General features: G+C 57.9%; 16 protein-coding genes. 5 read left to right on the top strand and 11 right to left on the bottom strand.

Annotation, left to right across the window (positions count from 1 at the left end):
- Together IIA05_12165 and IIA05_12160 are read right to left on the bottom strand one after the other, a co-directional pair.
- Positions 1 to 314 (bottom strand): hypothetical protein (locus tag IIA05_12165; GenBank protein ID MCH9027845.1); only part of this gene is annotated, 314 nt, incomplete at its 3' end.
- Positions 315 to 454: 140 nt separating this feature from the next.
- Positions 455 to 2,701: a TonB-dependent receptor gene (locus IIA05_12160; protein ID MCH9027844.1), complete on the bottom strand. Its 2,247-nt coding sequence runs from the start codon at positions 2,699 to 2,701 to the stop codon at positions 455 to 457.
- Between the two features lie 351 nt (positions 2,702 to 3,052).
- On the opposite strand from IIA05_12160, the gene deoD reads away from it, so the two are divergent.
- The 4 genes from deoD (at position 3,053) to IIA05_12140 (ending at position 7,085) form a co-directional block, all read left to right on the top strand.
- Positions 3,053 to 3,766: a purine-nucleoside phosphorylase gene (gene deoD / locus IIA05_12155; protein MCH9027843.1), complete on the top strand. Its 714-nt coding sequence runs from the start codon at positions 3,053 to 3,055 to the stop codon at positions 3,764 to 3,766.
- Positions 3,767 to 3,783: 17 nt separating this feature from the next.
- Positions 3,784 to 4,722 (top strand): deoxyribose-phosphate aldolase, encoded by a 939-nt coding sequence (gene deoC / locus IIA05_12150; protein MCH9027842.1) that lies wholly within the window; start codon positions 3,784 to 3,786, stop codon positions 4,720 to 4,722.
- 77 nt (positions 4,723 to 4,799) lie between these two features.
- The gene (locus tag IIA05_12145; GenBank protein ID MCH9027841.1) at positions 4,800 to 6,194 is read left to right on the top strand and encodes an aldehyde dehydrogenase family protein; all 1,395 of its coding nucleotides are present in this window, start codon (positions 4,800 to 4,802) and stop codon (positions 6,192 to 6,194) included.
- 12 nt (positions 6,195 to 6,206) lie between these two features.
- Positions 6,207 to 7,085, top strand: coding sequence for an aldehyde dehydrogenase family protein (locus tag IIA05_12140; protein ID MCH9027840.1), 879 nt, complete (start codon positions 6,207 to 6,209; stop codon positions 7,083 to 7,085).
- Between the two features lie 111 nt (positions 7,086 to 7,196).
- Here IIA05_12140 and IIA05_12135 read toward each other — a convergent pair whose 3' ends face one another.
- Genes IIA05_12135 through IIA05_12125 form a run of 3 tightly spaced genes read right to left on the bottom strand, consistent with a single transcriptional unit; the run spans position 7,197 to position 9,988 of the window.
- A complete protein-coding gene (locus IIA05_12135; protein MCH9027839.1) occupies positions 7,197 to 8,414 on the bottom strand; it encodes a cytochrome P450 in 1,218 nt (405 codons plus the stop codon).
- Positions 8,415 to 8,424: 10 nt separating this feature from the next.
- Positions 8,425 to 9,387 (bottom strand): adenosine kinase, encoded by a 963-nt coding sequence (locus IIA05_12130; GenBank protein ID MCH9027838.1) that lies wholly within the window; start codon positions 9,385 to 9,387, stop codon positions 8,425 to 8,427.
- A gap of 10 nt (positions 9,388 to 9,397) precedes the next feature.
- Complete coding sequence (locus IIA05_12125; protein ID MCH9027837.1) at positions 9,398 to 9,988, bottom strand: phosphoribosyltransferase; 591 nt, start codon at positions 9,986 to 9,988, stop codon at positions 9,398 to 9,400.
- A gap of 58 nt (positions 9,989 to 10,046) precedes the next feature.
- On the opposite strand from IIA05_12125, the gene IIA05_12120 reads away from it, so the two are divergent.
- Positions 10,047 to 10,646 (top strand): hypoxanthine phosphoribosyltransferase, encoded by a 600-nt coding sequence (locus IIA05_12120; GenBank protein ID MCH9027836.1) that lies wholly within the window; start codon positions 10,047 to 10,049, stop codon positions 10,644 to 10,646.
- Here IIA05_12120 and IIA05_12115 read toward each other — a convergent pair.
- The 6 genes from IIA05_12115 to IIA05_12090 all read right to left on the bottom strand — a co-directional run.
- Positions 10,643 to 11,497 carry an ATP-binding protein gene (locus IIA05_12115; GenBank protein ID MCH9027835.1) on the bottom strand — a complete coding sequence of 285 codons (855 nt, stop codon included), beginning with the start codon at positions 11,495 to 11,497 and terminating at the stop codon, positions 10,643 to 10,645. The genes IIA05_12120 and IIA05_12115 overlap by 4 nt on opposite strands.
- Positions 11,497 to 13,380 (bottom strand): recombinase family protein, encoded by a 1,884-nt coding sequence (locus tag IIA05_12110; GenBank protein ID MCH9027834.1) that lies wholly within the window; start codon positions 13,378 to 13,380, stop codon positions 11,497 to 11,499. Before IIA05_12110 ends, IIA05_12115 begins: the two co-directional genes overlap by 1 nt.
- Complete coding sequence (locus IIA05_12105) at positions 13,377 to 14,045, bottom strand: tyrosine-type recombinase/integrase (protein ID MCH9027833.1); 669 nt, start codon at positions 14,043 to 14,045, stop codon at positions 13,377 to 13,379. The genes IIA05_12110 and IIA05_12105 overlap by 4 nt, the downstream gene beginning before the upstream one ends.
- Positions 14,042 to 14,221, bottom strand: coding sequence for a hypothetical protein (locus IIA05_12100; GenBank protein MCH9027832.1), 180 nt, complete (start codon positions 14,219 to 14,221; stop codon positions 14,042 to 14,044). The genes IIA05_12105 and IIA05_12100 overlap by 4 nt, the downstream gene beginning before the upstream one ends.
- Positions 14,222 to 14,281: 60 nt before the next feature.
- Entirely contained in the window at positions 14,282 to 14,635 is a 354-nt protein-coding gene (locus IIA05_12095) for a hypothetical protein (protein ID MCH9027831.1), read from the bottom strand.
- A 278-nt stretch (positions 14,636 to 14,913) separates the two neighbouring features.
- A partial coding sequence (locus IIA05_12090; protein MCH9027830.1) for a hypothetical protein occupies positions 14,914 to 15,145 on the bottom strand: 232 nt, incomplete at its 5' end.

The following is a 15,145-nucleotide window of genomic DNA, read 5'->3' as shown; positions in this document are numbered from 1 at the left end:
GCATGGGAGTGCCCGTTGATCAGGCCCGGCATCACGACCTTGCCGGCGCCATCCAGCACTTCGCCGGCCCGGTAGCTGGCCATGATCTCCGCGGCCGGGCCGATGGCGACGATCATGCCATCGTTGATGGCCACGGCGCCGTCGGCGACCACGCTTTGCTCCGGGTCCATGGTCAGGACGTGGTCTCCCCTGACGATCAGGTCGATGGTTTGTGCATCGCCGGCGCAGGCGGTGGGTAGCGCAAGCACCCCCAGCAGGAACAGGAAAATGGCTGACACCGCTGGCTTTGCTATCGCTTGATCGTTTCTGGTCATTGTCCCCTCATTCTAATCGCTCGCTGGCACTTGCTGAATTATATCCTTTGCCGTTACGGGCGACAGTACGCGCAGGAATCATAAAAAAGGCCCGGCTGTTCGCGCCGGGCCTTTCTGACCTGATTAAATCAATGCGAATTTCAGAAACTGTATTTCAGTTCTACCCCCCAATAAGCCGGTTCATTGATGAATGCTGTCAGATTCAGGAAGTTTATTCCGCCGTCCACGACAATCTCGTCAGTGATGTTTCTGCCGACAATGGCAACATCGATAGTTTCTGCTTCGTTCTTGTAGCCTACCCTCAGGCCGCCAATCCAGCGTTCTTCTGCCACAAACTCAATCGACCGATGCAGAAACAGATTTGAATCGTCGCGGTAGTTCCAATCGGTGTTGAAATACAAGCTACCGTTCGCCAGGGGCACAGTATATTGCAATATGAAATTCAATAACCATTTCGGCGTGCGCGGCAAGGGATTTCCATCGATCGAAACTTCTGTAACTGGACCAAAGGGCCCGACGCGCATTCCGACAACCGGGTCGAGGCCCGTGCAGCTCGGGCTAGACCCGCACAGGTCATCGCTTAAATTAGGGTCGTCTATTTCAGTGTCGTTGTAGCTCAAATTTGCCATTAAAAGCAAGTCGTCTGTCAGGAGCACTTCCAGGTCGGTCTCAAATCCGCTGCCCCTAACCTTATCTGCATTCAACAATTGGTTGACATTTGCCACGCCGCCTGTCGCGGTCAGCTGCTGATCGTCATTCTGAAACGCGTAAACAGCGGCATTCCATCTGGCACGCCCATCGAGCAAAGTGCTTTTGAAGCCGAACTCCACTGACGTGCTCGTCTCGGTTTTAGCGGAGCTGGTAAAGCCGAAGCGGCCCAGCGTCACCGGCCCACGAGAGCCATTGGCGATCCGGCCGAACCAGCTCATGTCATCGCTCGTATCGTAGGTGAATGCGACGTCCCAGTTGAAAAATTTGTCGTCGACAGAAATGGTTCCGGGCGGAGATGGGGAAGTTGGCCCTGGTATTACCTGGAGGTCTTTGTCATCACTCGTAAACCGCGCACCAACGGTGATTGCAAATGCGTCGTTAACTGCGTATTCCACCTGGCCAAAAATAGCAGTAGAGGTGGTCTGCTGGCTGACTATGTCCGAGAAGGGCCCGGTGGGGAACCCCACAAAATCCCGGTTGAGCACATCGATTTCTTCGTCGAAGTAATATAAGCCTACTTGATAGAAGAGCTTATCGTCCTGCCCCGAAACGCGAAATTCCTGAGTGAACTGGTAGTGGTCGTCAAGGCCATCCCCTGTTGCGACGTCAGCGAAAACACTCGTACCTAAGTTCCCTGTATCTGCCAGGTCGAAGGAGGTCACGCCGCCGTCAACATCAGTACTCTGGAAATTCTCGACCGTGTCGTAACCGGTGATTGATGTGAACGTACGTTCACCCAAATCCCACTGCAGGTTGACGGCGACGCCGAAATGATCGAGGTCCATACTGGAAGCCTGGTTCTGGCTCGCAACTTCTTCATCGAAGCCGGGTCTGACTCCCGCTGAGCCAACTGTCAGCGCATTCGCATAGAATACCTGCGGATGGGTTCCGCCCTGGTTAAAACCATGCAGTTTCACCAATGCCTGGAACGTATCTGACGGCTCAAACAAAAACTGAAGGCGATAGGCGAATTCGTCGAAAGCGCCGAAGTCATCACCGGGTCCGTTGAATGTATTGTCGATCCAGTCATCACGCTCCTGATATTTGAGCGATATTCTTGCCGCTATCCCTTCGCCAATTTGGCCTCCGGCAGCAAATTCAGTACTTACGGTGCCCCGACTGCCAAAACCGATCTTGGCATAGCCATTTCGTTCGTAAGAAGGCTTAACCGAATCTATCTTGAAGATGCCGGCATTAGTATTACGTCCGAACAGCGAGCCTTGGGGGCCTTTCAACACTTCGATTCGCTCGATATCGAATAGGGGCAAACTTCTTAATACATTATTTTCCAGCGCGATATCGTCGAAAACCATAGAAACAGGTTGGTTTGCGTTGTTATCAAAGTCGATATTACCTTGGCCACGGAGATAGAAACGCGGTTGCGTGCGTCCGTTCGACGATTCGATCTGTAGACTGGGGACCCGTCCAGCCAGAGCCCGGATATTTTCTGCGGACCCGAGATAGTCGTTTGCTGATTCGCCGGATATCACAGACACAGATGCCGGCACGTCCCGCAGGCTCTGCTCACGTTTTTGTGCGGTAACCACAACCTCCGGCAGCAAGCGTTCGGTAGCGCCTTCTTCCTCATCCTGAGCAAAGGCCGGGCTGCTGGCAAATGTCATTGCCAAAGCAGAAACAAACACGCAGAAAGCTGATCTTCTGATTGCCCTGATCATTATTTTTCCCCTGAAATTTGATGTTCTTTTGGGTATGCACAGCATAGCAAAAAAGCCGGATTGCGCAACTTGCCGAACCGGGTGCCTGGCTGCCCGGAAGAAGGAAATACCCGGATATCAAGGCTGTTACCGACAATGGGGTGCCGGGTTTTTTCGGCTGCAGTAACGAAATGGCAAACCCCCCGACCTCAACCGCGCTTGTCTAATACAAGCAAAAGCGTCTTTGTGTACAATTGGCTGCCCTGCAGTTCTGGCCTGAGAGGATGTTTGTTTATGAAATTCAAACCCTTGGGCTCATTTCCGGCGCAGAGCGGGGCAGCAACAGCCTATCCACAGTGAGATCGGTTCCAAATGGCGACCAAACACATTAATGCCGAGGCCGGCGACTTTGCGCCAACCATCCTGATGCCGGGCGATCCGTTGCGCGCTCAGTATATCGCCGACACCTTCCTCGACGACGCCCGCCGGGTCAACGATGTCCGCAACATGTGGGGTTTTACCGGCAAATACCAAGGGATGGATATATCGGTCATGGCCCATGGCATGGGCATACCGTCTGTCTCTATTTACTGCAGCGAGCTGATCACCGAATACGGGGCGAAGCGCCTGATCCGCGTCGGCAGCTGCGGTACGGTCAACCCGGATGTCAGCCTGCGCGATATCGTCATCGGCATGGGCGCCTGCACCGACTCGGGCGTCAACCGCATGCGTTTTCGCGGCTATGACTACGCGGCGATCGCCAGTTTTTCCTTGTTGCGCGATGCGGTCGCGGCCGCCGAGAAAAAGAAACTTCGTTTTCATGTCGGCAACCTCTACTCCAGCGATCTTTTTTATACACCCGAGCCGGAAATGTTCGATGTGATGACCAGATACCAGATCCTCGGGATCGAGATGGAGGCCGCCGGCATTTACGCGCTGGCGGCTGAGCATGGCGTGGAAGCGCTGGCCATCTGCACCGTCAGCGACGACATACGCAGCGGCGAGGCGCTTAGCAGTGACGAACGCCAGACCAGCTTCGGCGAAATGATCGAGCTCGCCCTGGACACGGCGCTGGCCGGGAACTGAAGCGCCGCGGACGATTCATGAGTAAGCCAGCCAGCACCTTGCGCTCCCCCCTGCCCCGGCTCGATCTCGTCTCGCGCGTCGACCAGACCGGCGTCGAGGAACGGGTCGCAAGATTCTGCAAACGCAGCATCAAGAAAGAGTCCAAAATGCAGGCGCTGAGACTGGCGCTGGGCATGATCGATCTGACCACGCTGGAGGGCCAGGACACGCCGGGCAAGGTGCGCCAGTTGTGCCAGAAAGCCATTCACCTGCACGATTCAATGCCGGGCCTGCCGCATGTGGCGGCGGTCTGCGTTTATCCGATCATGGTCGGGGTGGCCAGGAAAGCCCTGGAAGACCAGGGGCTCGCCGGAGAAATCAAGGTCGCATCGGTTGCCACCGCGTTTCCCAGCGGCATGTCGCCGCTGCACATCAAGCTGGAGGAAACAAAAATTGCCGTCGCCGAGGGCGCCGACGAAATCGACATGGTGATTTCACGGGGCGCATTCCTGCGTGGCGATTACGGCTATGTTTTCGATGAGATTGCCGCGGTCAGGGATGCCTGCGGCGGCGCCCACCTGAAAGTCATCCTCGAAACCGGCGAACTGGGTACGCTCGATCAGGTACGCCAGGCCAGCGTGCTTGCCATGCACGCCGGCGCCAATTTCATCAAGACTTCGACCGGCAAAATCCAGCCGGCGGCAACGATGCCGGTAACGCTGGTCATGCTGCAAGCCATTCGCGACCATTACTACGAGACCGGCCGGCAGGTCGGCATGAAACCGGCCGGCGGTATCTCAAAGGCGAAGCTGGCGATACAATACCTGGTGATGCTGCGGGAGACTCTCGGGCAGGCCTGGATGAGTGCCGAGTGGTTTCGTTTCGGCGCCAGCAGCCTGGCCAACGACCTGATCATGCAAATACAAAAACAGCAAACCGGCGTTTACCAATCCGCCGATTATTTCTCCAGGGATTGATCGTGGACGAAACCACCAGCAAGCTCGCGTTCGACACCGACTGGCAATACGACCCGGCGCCGGAAAGCACTGACCATATCCGCATCGATGAGCAATACGAACTTTTTATCGGCGGTGAATTTGTCGCACCGAAGGAAGGGCGCTACTTCGACAGCATCAACCCCGCCAATGAGAAAGTGCTGGCGCGGATTGCCTCAGCCGGCAAGGACGATGTGGCTCTAGCGGTGAAGGCGGCGCGCAAGGCCTACCAGACAAGCTGGTCGAAGCTGAAGCCCGCCGAACGCGGCAAGTACATTTACCGGATCGCCCGCGTGTTGCAGGAAAGAGCCCGCGAGTTTGCCGTGATCGAATCGCTCGATGGCGGCAAGCCGATACGCGAGTCGCGCGATATCGACATACCGCTGGCGGCGGCGCATTTCTTTTATTACGCGGGCTGGGCCGACAAGCTTGAATATGCATTCCCGGGAAAGCAGGTGGCGGCGCTGGGCGTTGCCGGCCAGATTATTCCGTGGAATTTCCCGCTGCTGATGGCAGCCTGGAAAATCGCGCCCGCATTGGCCTGCGGCAATACGGTCGTGCTAAAGCCGGCCGAGACCACGCCGCTGACCGCGCTGAAGCTCGCCGAAGTGATTCGCGATGCCGGGCTGCCGCCCGGCGTGGTCAATATTGTCACCGGCGCGGGCGATACCGGCGCAGCCCTGGTCGACCACCCGGATATCGACAAGATTGCGTTTACCGGGTCTACTGCCGTCGGCCGTTCGATCCAGAAAAGCCTCGCCGGGACATCGACGAAATACACGCTGGAACTGGGCGGCAAGGCCGCCAACATTATTTTTGCCGACGCCGCGATCGATGAAGCTGTCGAGGGCATCGTCAACGGCATCTTCTTCAACCAGGGTCATGTTTGCTGTGCCGGGTCGCGCCTGCTGGTACAGGAATCGGTCGCGGACGAAGTCATCCGGAAACTCAAGGATCGCATGGAGTCGCTGATCGTCGGCGATCCCATGGACAAGAATACCGATATCGGCGCGATCAATTCATCCGCGCAGCTGGAAAAAATCGAGGAATATCTGAGCATAGGCAAGGAAGAAGGCGGCGAAATGTACCAAAGCTCGGGCACGCTGCCGGCAACCGGTTACTGGTGCCGGCCGACCCTGTTTACCGGCGTGTCGCAATCGAACCGCGTGGTCCAGGAGGAAATCTTCGGGCCGGTGCTGGCCATCCAGACTTTCCGCACGCTCGAAGAAGGCTTGGACAAGGCGAATAACACGCCATACGGGCTGTCCGGCGGGGTCTGGACCGACAAGGGCGCGAAAATATTCAAAATGACCCGCGCCATTCGCGCCGGCGTGATCTGGGCAAACACCTTTAACAAGTTCGACCCGGCATCGCCTTTCGGTGGTTACAAGGAAAGCGGCATGGGTCGGGAAGGCGGTTTGCACGGACTCGACGCCTACCTGGACTTGTCGTGATGGTGATGATCCATGGCTAACCCTAAAGACAAAAACACGCGCCTGGCGGTCGGCAAGACCTACAAGATCTATATCGACGGCAAGTTCCCGCGTACCGAGTCCGGCCGCTACTACGCCTTGAAAAACAACGACGAGGTCATCGCCAACATTTGCCTGGGCAGCCGCAAGGACACCCGCGAGGCGGTGGTCGCCGCGCGCAAGGCATTCGCAGGCTGGTCCGGCACCAGCGCTTACCTGCGCGGACAGATTCTCTACCGGATTGCGGAGATGCTCGAAGGGCGAAGCGTACAGTTCGTCGCCGAACTTGTGAGCCAGGGCGTTAGCAAAGCAAAGGCCAGGACCGAGGTCGCTGCCAGCATCGACCGGCTGGTTTATTACGCCGGCTGGACCGATAAATTCCAACAAGTCTTCAGCTCGGTAAACCCGGTCAGTTCCGCGCATTTTAATTTCACCGTGCCCGAACCGACCGGCGTCGTCACGATCATCGCACCGGAAAAAAGCGGCTTGCTGGGCCTGGTCTCCAACATTGCCGCCGCCATCGCCGGGGGCAACACCTGCGTGGCCCTGGCCTCTCACTCGATGCCTTTGAGCGCGATCAGTTTCACCGAGGTTTTGCACGCAGCCGACGTGCCTGCCGGCGTGGTCAATGTCCTGACCGGATCGCGCGAAGAACTGACCGAGCAATTCGCCGCGCACATGGATGTCAATGCGATCGTATATTGCGATGGCGATGCGTCGGTGGACCGGGAAATCCAGCTACACGCGGCGAACAACATCAAGCGTGTGGTTTGCCGCACCGGTATCGACTGGAGCACCGAAAAAGCCCAGGGACCCTACTTCATCCGCGACACCCAGGAATTCAAGACGACCTGGCACCCCGTGGGCGGCTAGCTTTCCTTAGCGCCTGTAGGAGGGCCTTCAGGCCCGATGAGCATACCAATCGCGGCTGAAGCCGCTCCTACGAACCGCCCTTACAGAGCCAAAAAAAAAGCCCCCCATTTTTTACAAACGTACGCGTAATTGCCTGAGCCCGCGAAACACCAGGCCGGTGCGATACCTGGGTTGCTCATCCACCAACTGAATATCGGGAAACCGCTGCAGCAACTTGCTGAACAGGATTTCCAGTTCCAGCCGCGCCAATGGTGAGCCCAGGCAAAAATGCGGACCCAGGCCAAAAGCCAGGTGCTGGTTCGGGTCGCGGGCTATATCGAACGTGTCGGCGTGCTCGAATGCGTCGGGATCACGATTCGCGGAGCCGTAAAGCAGACCCAGCGTGTCGCCCTTGCGGAATTCGAAACCGCCATATTCCATGTCTTCGAGCGCGAAGCGATGGAAAAATTGCAACGGCGAATCGTAACGCAGCATCTCGTCGATTGCCGTTGTTATCATCGACGGATCGCGTTGCAGCCTCTGCCTTTGCTCGGGATGCCGGAGCAAGGCCAGCAGACCGTTGCCTGCCGAATTGACGACCGCTTCGTGACCGGCGTTGAGCAGCATCATGCAGCTGGCGATCAGTTCGTCTGCACTCAGCGTATCGCCATCGCTTTCGAGCGCGGCAAATGCGCTGATCAGGTCGTCCCTGGGGTCGCTGCGGCGCCGCTCCGCAAGTTCGCCGAGCATGCCGGCAAACTCTTGCGTCGCTGCTTCGGCGCGCAACACGTCTTCGGCGCCGTGGTCTTTCTCATACAGTCTGACGATATCCGCCGACCACGGTCGCAGGCGATGGCGTTCCTCTGCCGGCCAGCCGAGCATTTCAGCAATCACATGCACCGGCAGCGGCACCGCAAGATCCGCGATGAAATCGATTTCGTCGTGGCCGGCTACACCGTCCAGCAACTCATCCACCAGCAGTTCGATGCGCCTGCGCAGACCGCCGATGCGGCGTGCATTGATCGCCTTGGCAAGCAGCCGCCGTAGCCTGGCATGGTCGGGGCCTTCCGTTTCCAGCAGATTGACCCGCACGAAGCGATTGTATGCCGGCGTCGCCTGCCAGTTCTGCCGGCGGTGTTTTTCGCCTTTTTCTCCGGGGCTCATGACATGGCTCATGGTTCGCCCCAGGCGCTTGTCGGCCAGCAGATTCGCGATGTCCTGATAACGCGTGAAGAATGTCAGCCCGAATTCCGCTGAATGGAAAATCGGGTTTTGTTCCCGCAACCGGGCGTAGGTGGGATAGGGATTTGCCGCGAAAGACTGCTCGTAGGGATGGAATAGCTCCGGCATCCGTCCAGGGCTAGCTGGTTTTTTCCAGGCGTGGACCGACTTGCTGGATCACCCTGGCGGCGCACTCCGAACCGAGTTGTGCGCTCTCCGCCAGAGGCAGCCCCGTGGTCCAGCCATGCAAAAAGCCCGCGATGTAGGCATCACCGGCACCGGTCACGTCGACCACCTTTGTCACCGGGACAGCCGCTTGAATCACTTCGCCCTGGTTATTGACGATCACCGAACCTTTTTCCGAACGGGTCAGCACGAACAATGGTTCCAGCTCACGGATTCTTGCCAGCGCATCCGCAAAAGTCTCCGTCCCAAACAGACCCATGATCTCTTTTTCGTTGGCAAACACCATCTGTACTTGCTGTTCGATCGCCTCGGCGAATGCATCCCGGTGACGGTCCACGCAGTATGAATCCGACAGCGTAAGCCCGATTTTTACCCCGAGCCCCTTCGCCAGCCGCATCGCCTCGCCGGCGGCGGCCGGCCCATGCGGGTTATCCCAGATATACCCTTCGAGCAAAACCAGCCCTGCCCCGGCAATCGCCTGCTCGGAAATGTGCGCCGGACTCAACTCCATGCACGCGCCCAGGTAAGTGTTCATCGTGCGCTCGCCGCCCGGGCTGATCAGGATGTATGAACGCGCGGTCGGCGCGCCGCCATCGATCGGCGGCAAAACCACATCGACGCCGAGCGATTGCATGTCGTGGACAAAAATCCGCCCGAGCTGATCATCGGCGACACAACCGATATAGGCAGACTTGCCGCCAAGATTGGCCAGGTTGGCGATGGTATTGGCAACCGACCCGCCCGACATTTCCGTCGCCGGACCCATCAAAGCGTAAATCTTTTCGGCCTGCTCCTGGTCGATCAGCGTCATCGAACCTTTAGGTGCCCCGATCCTGGCCAGGATTTCGTCGTCGACATGAGCAAGCACATCGACAATCGCGTTACTGATCCCCAGCACCGTCACAGCTGATGTCATTGATCGCCTCTTATTTATCTGTGGGTATGAAAGGAGCAAGCTCAGCGATGATGGGCGCCAGGCTCGGTTTGTGTTGCCTTATTTCCTCGACGCTGAGGCCGGACAACTCGTGCGGCAGCACCAGCCAGTCATCGATTTCGTGCAGATAATAGTCCGGTGGTTTGATCGTCCTTGCAGTCGGCCGGAACCAGACCGATGCAACCCGGATGTCATGAGGCAGGTTGCGTCTTGTTTTTGCAGCGAGCTGCTCGACCAGGGCGTTGACGCTGGATCCTGTACTGTAGACATCATCGACGATCAGCAATGAATCCTCGGCGCAAATATTCTCCAGCAGATATTGCAAACCATGGACACGAATACCCCCGGTCCCCTCGGTCCTCCGGGTATAGGAATCCGGTCCGGCATAGGAAGTGCGAATGGCGATATGGTCGGTCTTTACGCCAAAATTCTCGAGCCCTTCCTGAACCGCGATCCCCACCGCGCTGCCTCCACGCCAGACGCCGACGAGATAATCCGGCCTGAATCCGGCCAAGTATATTTTGACAGCGAGCCTGAAGGAATCCAGCAGCAGGTCGTTAGCCGCGATGAATCTTTTGTTCATTGCTGTGTCGATGCCGGTCGGCCCGTGCTGTAGAATTGGCTGAATATTATAGCGGTTAATGCAACCGCAGTTAAGCAAGCGGCGGCTCGTGGAAAAAATTGTAATCAGCGCACAGGAATTGCTCGAGGATTCGTTTCGTCTCGGCAGCAAAATCATCCGCAGCGGATTTCGACCTACGGTAATCATCGCGATCTGGCGCGGTGGAACGCCGGTCGGCATGGCGGTACAGGAGATACTCTCGTTTTGCGGCATCGAAGCGGATCACATCGCTATCCGGACCTCCTCTTATACCGGCTATGACCAGCGGGAAAGCATCGTCAAGGTGCACGGCCTGAATTACCTCATCAAGAGACTAAGCCACGACGATCGCCTGCTGATCGTCGATGATGTACTGGATACCGGGCACACCCTGGTGGCGGTCATCGACGAGTTGCAGCGCAAGGCGCGCGGCAACATGCCTGAAGACGTTCGCGTCGCCGTGACCTGGTACAAGCCCGAACGCAACCAGACCGACCTGGTCCCCGACTACTGTATCCATGAGACTCCCGCCTGGCTGGTATTTCCGCATGAACTCGATGCGTTGACCCCGGAAGAAATGCAAAAACACCGCCCGGTACTGCACGAGCTCATCGGCAAGGCGAAAAAGCAGCCTGGCTAGGAGCGATCCAGACTGCGCAGGGTAATGGCCTCGCTGACTTGGGCGATGCCGAGTTCATCGGCGCCATCCAGATCGGCGATGGTCCGGGCCAGCCGCAACAAACGGTGATAGACCCTCGCCGATAGCGACAAACGCGTCATCGCCACGCTGAGCAGCGCGCCCGCTTTCTTGCCTGGCCGGCAAAGCTCGTCCACTCGCGATGGCACCAACTGTGCGTTCAGGCAGCCCTGCCGCCCGAATTGAACGCTGCGGGCCGCCAGGACCCGGGTTGCGACTTCGCAGCTTGCCTCCGCCACGTTTTTCTCCTGCAATTCTTCGATCGCCAATCTCGGTACCGGAACCTGGATATCGACGCGATCCAGCAACGGCCCTGACAAACGCTGTCGATAACGTTGCACCAACTGTGCGCTGCAGTGACAGCGCCCCGAGGGGTCGCCCAGGTAACCGCAAGGGCACGGGTTCATGGCCGCAATCATCTGGAACGCTGCCGGGAACCGTACTCGCCGCGCCACCCTCGCGATATGGACCTCTCCCGACTCCATCGGTTCTCGCAAAGTCTCGAGCACCTGGCGCGGAAACTCCGGCAGTTCATCGAGAAACAATACGCCATGATGGGCAAGGGAGATTTCGCCCGGCTGAGGATCGCGCCCGCCGCCGACCAGGGCCGCGGCTGACGCCGTGTGATGCGGACAGCGAAATGGCCGTCGTTTCCAGTCACGGGGATTGAATCCGCTGCGGGTCAACGATGCGATCGCCGCGCATTCCAGGGCATCTGCGTCGTTCAGACCCGGCAATATGCCGGGCAGACGCTTGGCCAGCATGGTCTTACCGCTGCCCGGCGGTCCAATCATCAGCCAGCTATCGTCGGATTACTCGGGTTAAGTCTATGTCTCTTAAGAGCTTTCGAGATTCTAGCATCAACTCTCCGCTGGCGCTCGTCCCTCCGTTGCTTGGCGCTGCCGCCCGGATCGTCGTCGTCCGCATCATCAACATCGACTACGTTTCCATCGCGATCGAGCCGGAAGATGGCCATGCGGCCCCTGTGTTCTTGCTCGACCAGGCACAGCGCGCCGGCAGTGTCGATCAGTAAGTTGCAGTACGCGCCGTCACGGAAGTACAGAGTCAGGGCGGTACCGGACTTGATCGGCTTGATCTCGATCTTGTCGATCAATTGCTGTAATTCATGCCGCAGACGATGGCGTAGCTCAAGTCGTTCCTTGGCACGGACGGTATCCAGCCGAGCGATCAGGTCTTCAATGTCGCGGATCTGCCCGGCGACGGCCTCCGGTGTTGACGATTGTTCGGCTGTCTCGCTGGCCATCTGTGCCAATTCCGCCTCGAGTTCTTCCTGTCGCGCCAGCAGTGCATCAGCCTTGGCCTTCAATGCTTCGCGCAGTGCTGGAGAATCGTCATCCGAGATCGAGTCCATAACGCGAGCGATCTGCTTCTTGACGTTTGTCAGTTCGCCGTCCATCGCTTGTTGTCGGGCATGCCTCGCGGCTACCTCTCGCGCTTTGCGTTCCTCCGCGTCCGGTAGCAGCATGGTCGGATTGAGACCGCGTGTGAAGTGCAACAACAAAGGCTCCAGCCAGTCATAGCGAACTAGCTTCTTGTTATCGCAGCCAAGCCCACGTATCGCGTTGTCGCATCGCAGGTATTCGCCGCCTTTAGACGTTGGGCCTTTGTTGACGTAGACCATCGTGGCATCACATCGGGCACAGCGCGCCAGGCCACCGCCAAACAGATTCGCAACCCGTCCATTGACGCCTCCGCCATGGCCCGGCAAGGCAGCACGTCGGGCGAAAATGGCCTGTACCTGATTGAACAATTCTTGATCGACAACAGCCGGGAAGTAGTCGGTGATGGGCTCACCGTCTGGTACGCGCTTGCCATCTTTCATCTTGTGCGGCTGAAACTCGCCGATAACAGCCCGGCCATGAAGTATCTTCTCGATGTAGCTTTTGCGCCACCCGCCTCCGCGATTGCGCGGTCCTTTGGGTTTCCACACGTCCTGTTCATTCAACGTACGAGCGATTGACTCGGAGCCGACGCCGTCAACTTTCATCTGGAAGATCATCGGGATGACTAGCGCGCGCTCCGGGATGATCTCGAAGTGACTCCGATCTTTTGACAAGCGCAGCCAAGCAGGACCCTGCTTGGTCATCTTCTTGCCGCCTGCTGCCGCTTCCTTGAGCTTCTGCTGCCATGCGGCAGCTACTCGCTTGGACTTGATGGCGGACTCCTCGTGGGCCCGGCCCATGATCACCAACGACATCACGAGTTGGCCGATGTTGGCGTTGATGCTCTGGTGGTCGTACTCCATATTGTCGGCCAGCGTCACGACCTTGATGCCAGCCCGGATGATGTTGAGGAACTGAATCAAGGCTTCATCGATCTGTTCGCGTGACAGCCGGTCCAGTGACTCGACGAGCAGCACGCTACCACGCGGGATGGCCCCGACCTCGACCTGACGTAGGAACTCGCCGAGTGCCCCCTTGATGCGGTGCAGGCCTTTGAAAGCCGAGATCCCCGTGTCCTGCATGGTGAGACTTTCGTCCAGCTCTAATCCATGCTCCTCGGCATAAGCGCGAGAGGCCTCGACCTGCCTACGCCGACTGTCGCCTTTGGCCTGCTCAGGGCTGCTGAATCTGATATACGAGTAAGCCTGCGGTCGTATAGGCCGTATACCCGCTGATCGGGTCCCGCCCTTGTGCTTAGTACTGGGTGCGGTCACGATGTTCCTCCCCACAAGCCCCTAACCTGTTCGCGGATGTCTTCGGGCAGACAGTCAGCGTAGATTTGCGTGGTTTGGATGGATGCATGTCCCAACTGCTTTTGCACGCATCGCAAGTCGCGTTCACGACGATACAGTGCGACGGCATAGCTATGTCGCAGCGCATGTACGCATCTACCTCGCTCGTACAGTCCACACGACTCCAAGACACGTCGGACGGCCTGGCTGACGGCGGCCGCTGTCCACTGGCCACGCTGGCCGAAGAACAGCGGATCATCCTCACTCATAGGCTCGCCGCGTTCGGTCTTCCATCTTTGGAAGCTTTTGAGGTGCGTCTTCAAACTGGCTGGAATCTGGACCATACGGCTACGACCACCTTTGCCGTTACGAACAAAGATACTGGCCTCATCATATCCCAGTTTCAGATCGCCAACTCGAACGTCAGCCGCCTCAGCCTCGCGTAGCCCGGAGCTGGTCAGCAAGTCAATTAGCATCCAGTTGCGCGCGTCTTTCACCTTGCCGAGCTTTGCCGCGTCCCGTGCTGTGCGTCGGATGAGCTTCACCTGCTTCTCGGTGAAGTATCTGGGGCCGTCATAACTCGGACGGCGGGGCCGCTCCCGCCTTGGTCGGTGGAATGGCAGGATTGTTGCTGCTTGTGATTTCATAACTTATCCTCTTGTCGGTCAAGGTAGTCGACCATCGCATCATCGACAACATCACCAATCCGCACGCCACGCAGTGCGGCCATCGCTTTGATGCGGGCGTAGAGTCCGGTATTGATCTGCATACCGGGTTGTTTGCGTTGACGGTTTGTGTCGGCAGTACCTTGCTTGCGTTTCATGTTTCATTTACTCCAATGTACGGTTGGGCCCGCCGTCCATGACAGGCCCAAACCGGATTACTACTTTGCTAGGCGGTAGCTGTCACCATCCTTCTCGATGTTGAGCGGGCCTGCCTGACCGGCGTACTTGGGATTTTTCAGATCAGACATGGCGGTGAGTACGGTCGAACGTGTCACGCTCAGCTGCTCGGCGATCTTGTCAATCTGCCCGACCGTCACGACGCCCTGTTGCGTGAGCTTATCCCGCAGGACCTGCTTCGCCCCGACCTTGTTTTTCTTGGTCGTGGCCTTGGCCTGTCCATTGGCCTGCTCAGTAAGCAGCGTCTCCAGTTCGGCCTTGGGTGCCTTCGTGCGAAACATCACACCGGCCGCCCGCAGGGCGTCGTGCAGTTGTACCTTCGTCATCGCTTTCATCATTCTTCTCCTCTGCGTAGTGCTGTAGGTGGGTTTCTCAGACCATCTGTGGCTGAGTAACCTAAGGTTATGACACTTTCAGATGAAAATAAAGCGGGGACGAGAAAGAAGATTCAAAGGAGGAAGTCAGGGCCCGACCCTCTGACGGGTAAGGACGGGCCCCGAAGTGCAGCCGTGCAGGCGTGGGCTTGTTTTGTACGCATCGGGCATCCACCCACGCCTGCTACGACCGGCCGCTTAGCCGTAGAAGTGCGAATGCCCGTTCAGCGTTAGTTACTTTATGCGCCCCAACGGATCGCTTCGATGATGGCGGCAGAAACGTCATGCCTGAGAATCAAGTCGTTCCACAGCCGCAACCGGATGGCGCTCATGTCTCGCTCGAATAGATTCGTATCAACACCGTCGATCTTCACGGTCGCCGAGCTCGTGCGATCGACGCTGACCTGCGGAACGTCACCGATGACCACCTCAGTTGCATCGACGAGGATGACCTTCGACTCGTTGGAACCG

It is taken from the genome of Pseudomonadota bacterium (assembly GCA_022572885.1).
In the GTDB taxonomy this organism is placed as follows: Bacteria; Pseudomonadota; Gammaproteobacteria; order Steroidobacterales; family MnTg04; genus MnTg04.
This window is presented reverse-complemented; position numbering and strand designations above follow the sequence as displayed.

What these genes read in the sequence shown, in the direction of transcription:
- IIA05_12160 (MCH9027844.1), bottom strand. Translation starts at nt 2,701, where the DNA reads ATGATCAGGGCAATCAGAAGATCAGCTTTCTGCGTGTTTGTTTCTGCT.
- deoD (MCH9027843.1), top strand. Translation starts at nt 3,053, where the DNA reads ATGGCGACCAAACACATTAATGCCGAGGCCGGCGACTTTGCGCCAACC.
- deoC (MCH9027842.1), top strand. Translation starts at nt 3,784, where the DNA reads ATGAGTAAGCCAGCCAGCACCTTGCGCTCCCCCCTGCCCCGGCTCGAT.
- IIA05_12140 (MCH9027840.1), top strand. Translation starts at nt 6,207, where the DNA reads ATGGCTAACCCTAAAGACAAAAACACGCGCCTGGCGGTCGGCAAGACC.
- IIA05_12135 (MCH9027839.1), bottom strand. Translation starts at nt 8,414, where the DNA reads ATGCCGGAGCTATTCCATCCCTACGAGCAGTCTTTCGCGGCAAATCCC.
- IIA05_12130 (MCH9027838.1), bottom strand. Translation starts at nt 9,387, where the DNA reads ATGACATCAGCTGTGACGGTGCTGGGGATCAGTAACGCGATTGTCGAT.
- IIA05_12125 (MCH9027837.1), bottom strand. Translation starts at nt 9,988, where the DNA reads ATGAACAAAAGATTCATCGCGGCTAACGACCTGCTGCTGGATTCCTTC.
- IIA05_12120 (MCH9027836.1), top strand. Translation starts at nt 10,047, where the DNA reads ATGCAACCGCAGTTAAGCAAGCGGCGGCTCGTGGAAAAAATTGTAATC.
- IIA05_12115 (MCH9027835.1), bottom strand. Translation starts at nt 11,497, where the DNA reads ATGATTGGACCGCCGGGCAGCGGTAAGACCATGCTGGCCAAGCGTCTG.
- IIA05_12105 (MCH9027833.1), bottom strand. Translation starts at nt 14,045, where the DNA reads ATGAAATCACAAGCAGCAACAATCCTGCCATTCCACCGACCAAGGCGG.
- IIA05_12100 (MCH9027832.1), bottom strand. Translation starts at nt 14,221, where the DNA reads ATGAAACGCAAGCAAGGTACTGCCGACACAAACCGTCAACGCAAACAA.
- IIA05_12095 (MCH9027831.1), bottom strand. Translation starts at nt 14,635, where the DNA reads ATGAAAGCGATGACGAAGGTACAACTGCACGACGCCCTGCGGGCGGCC.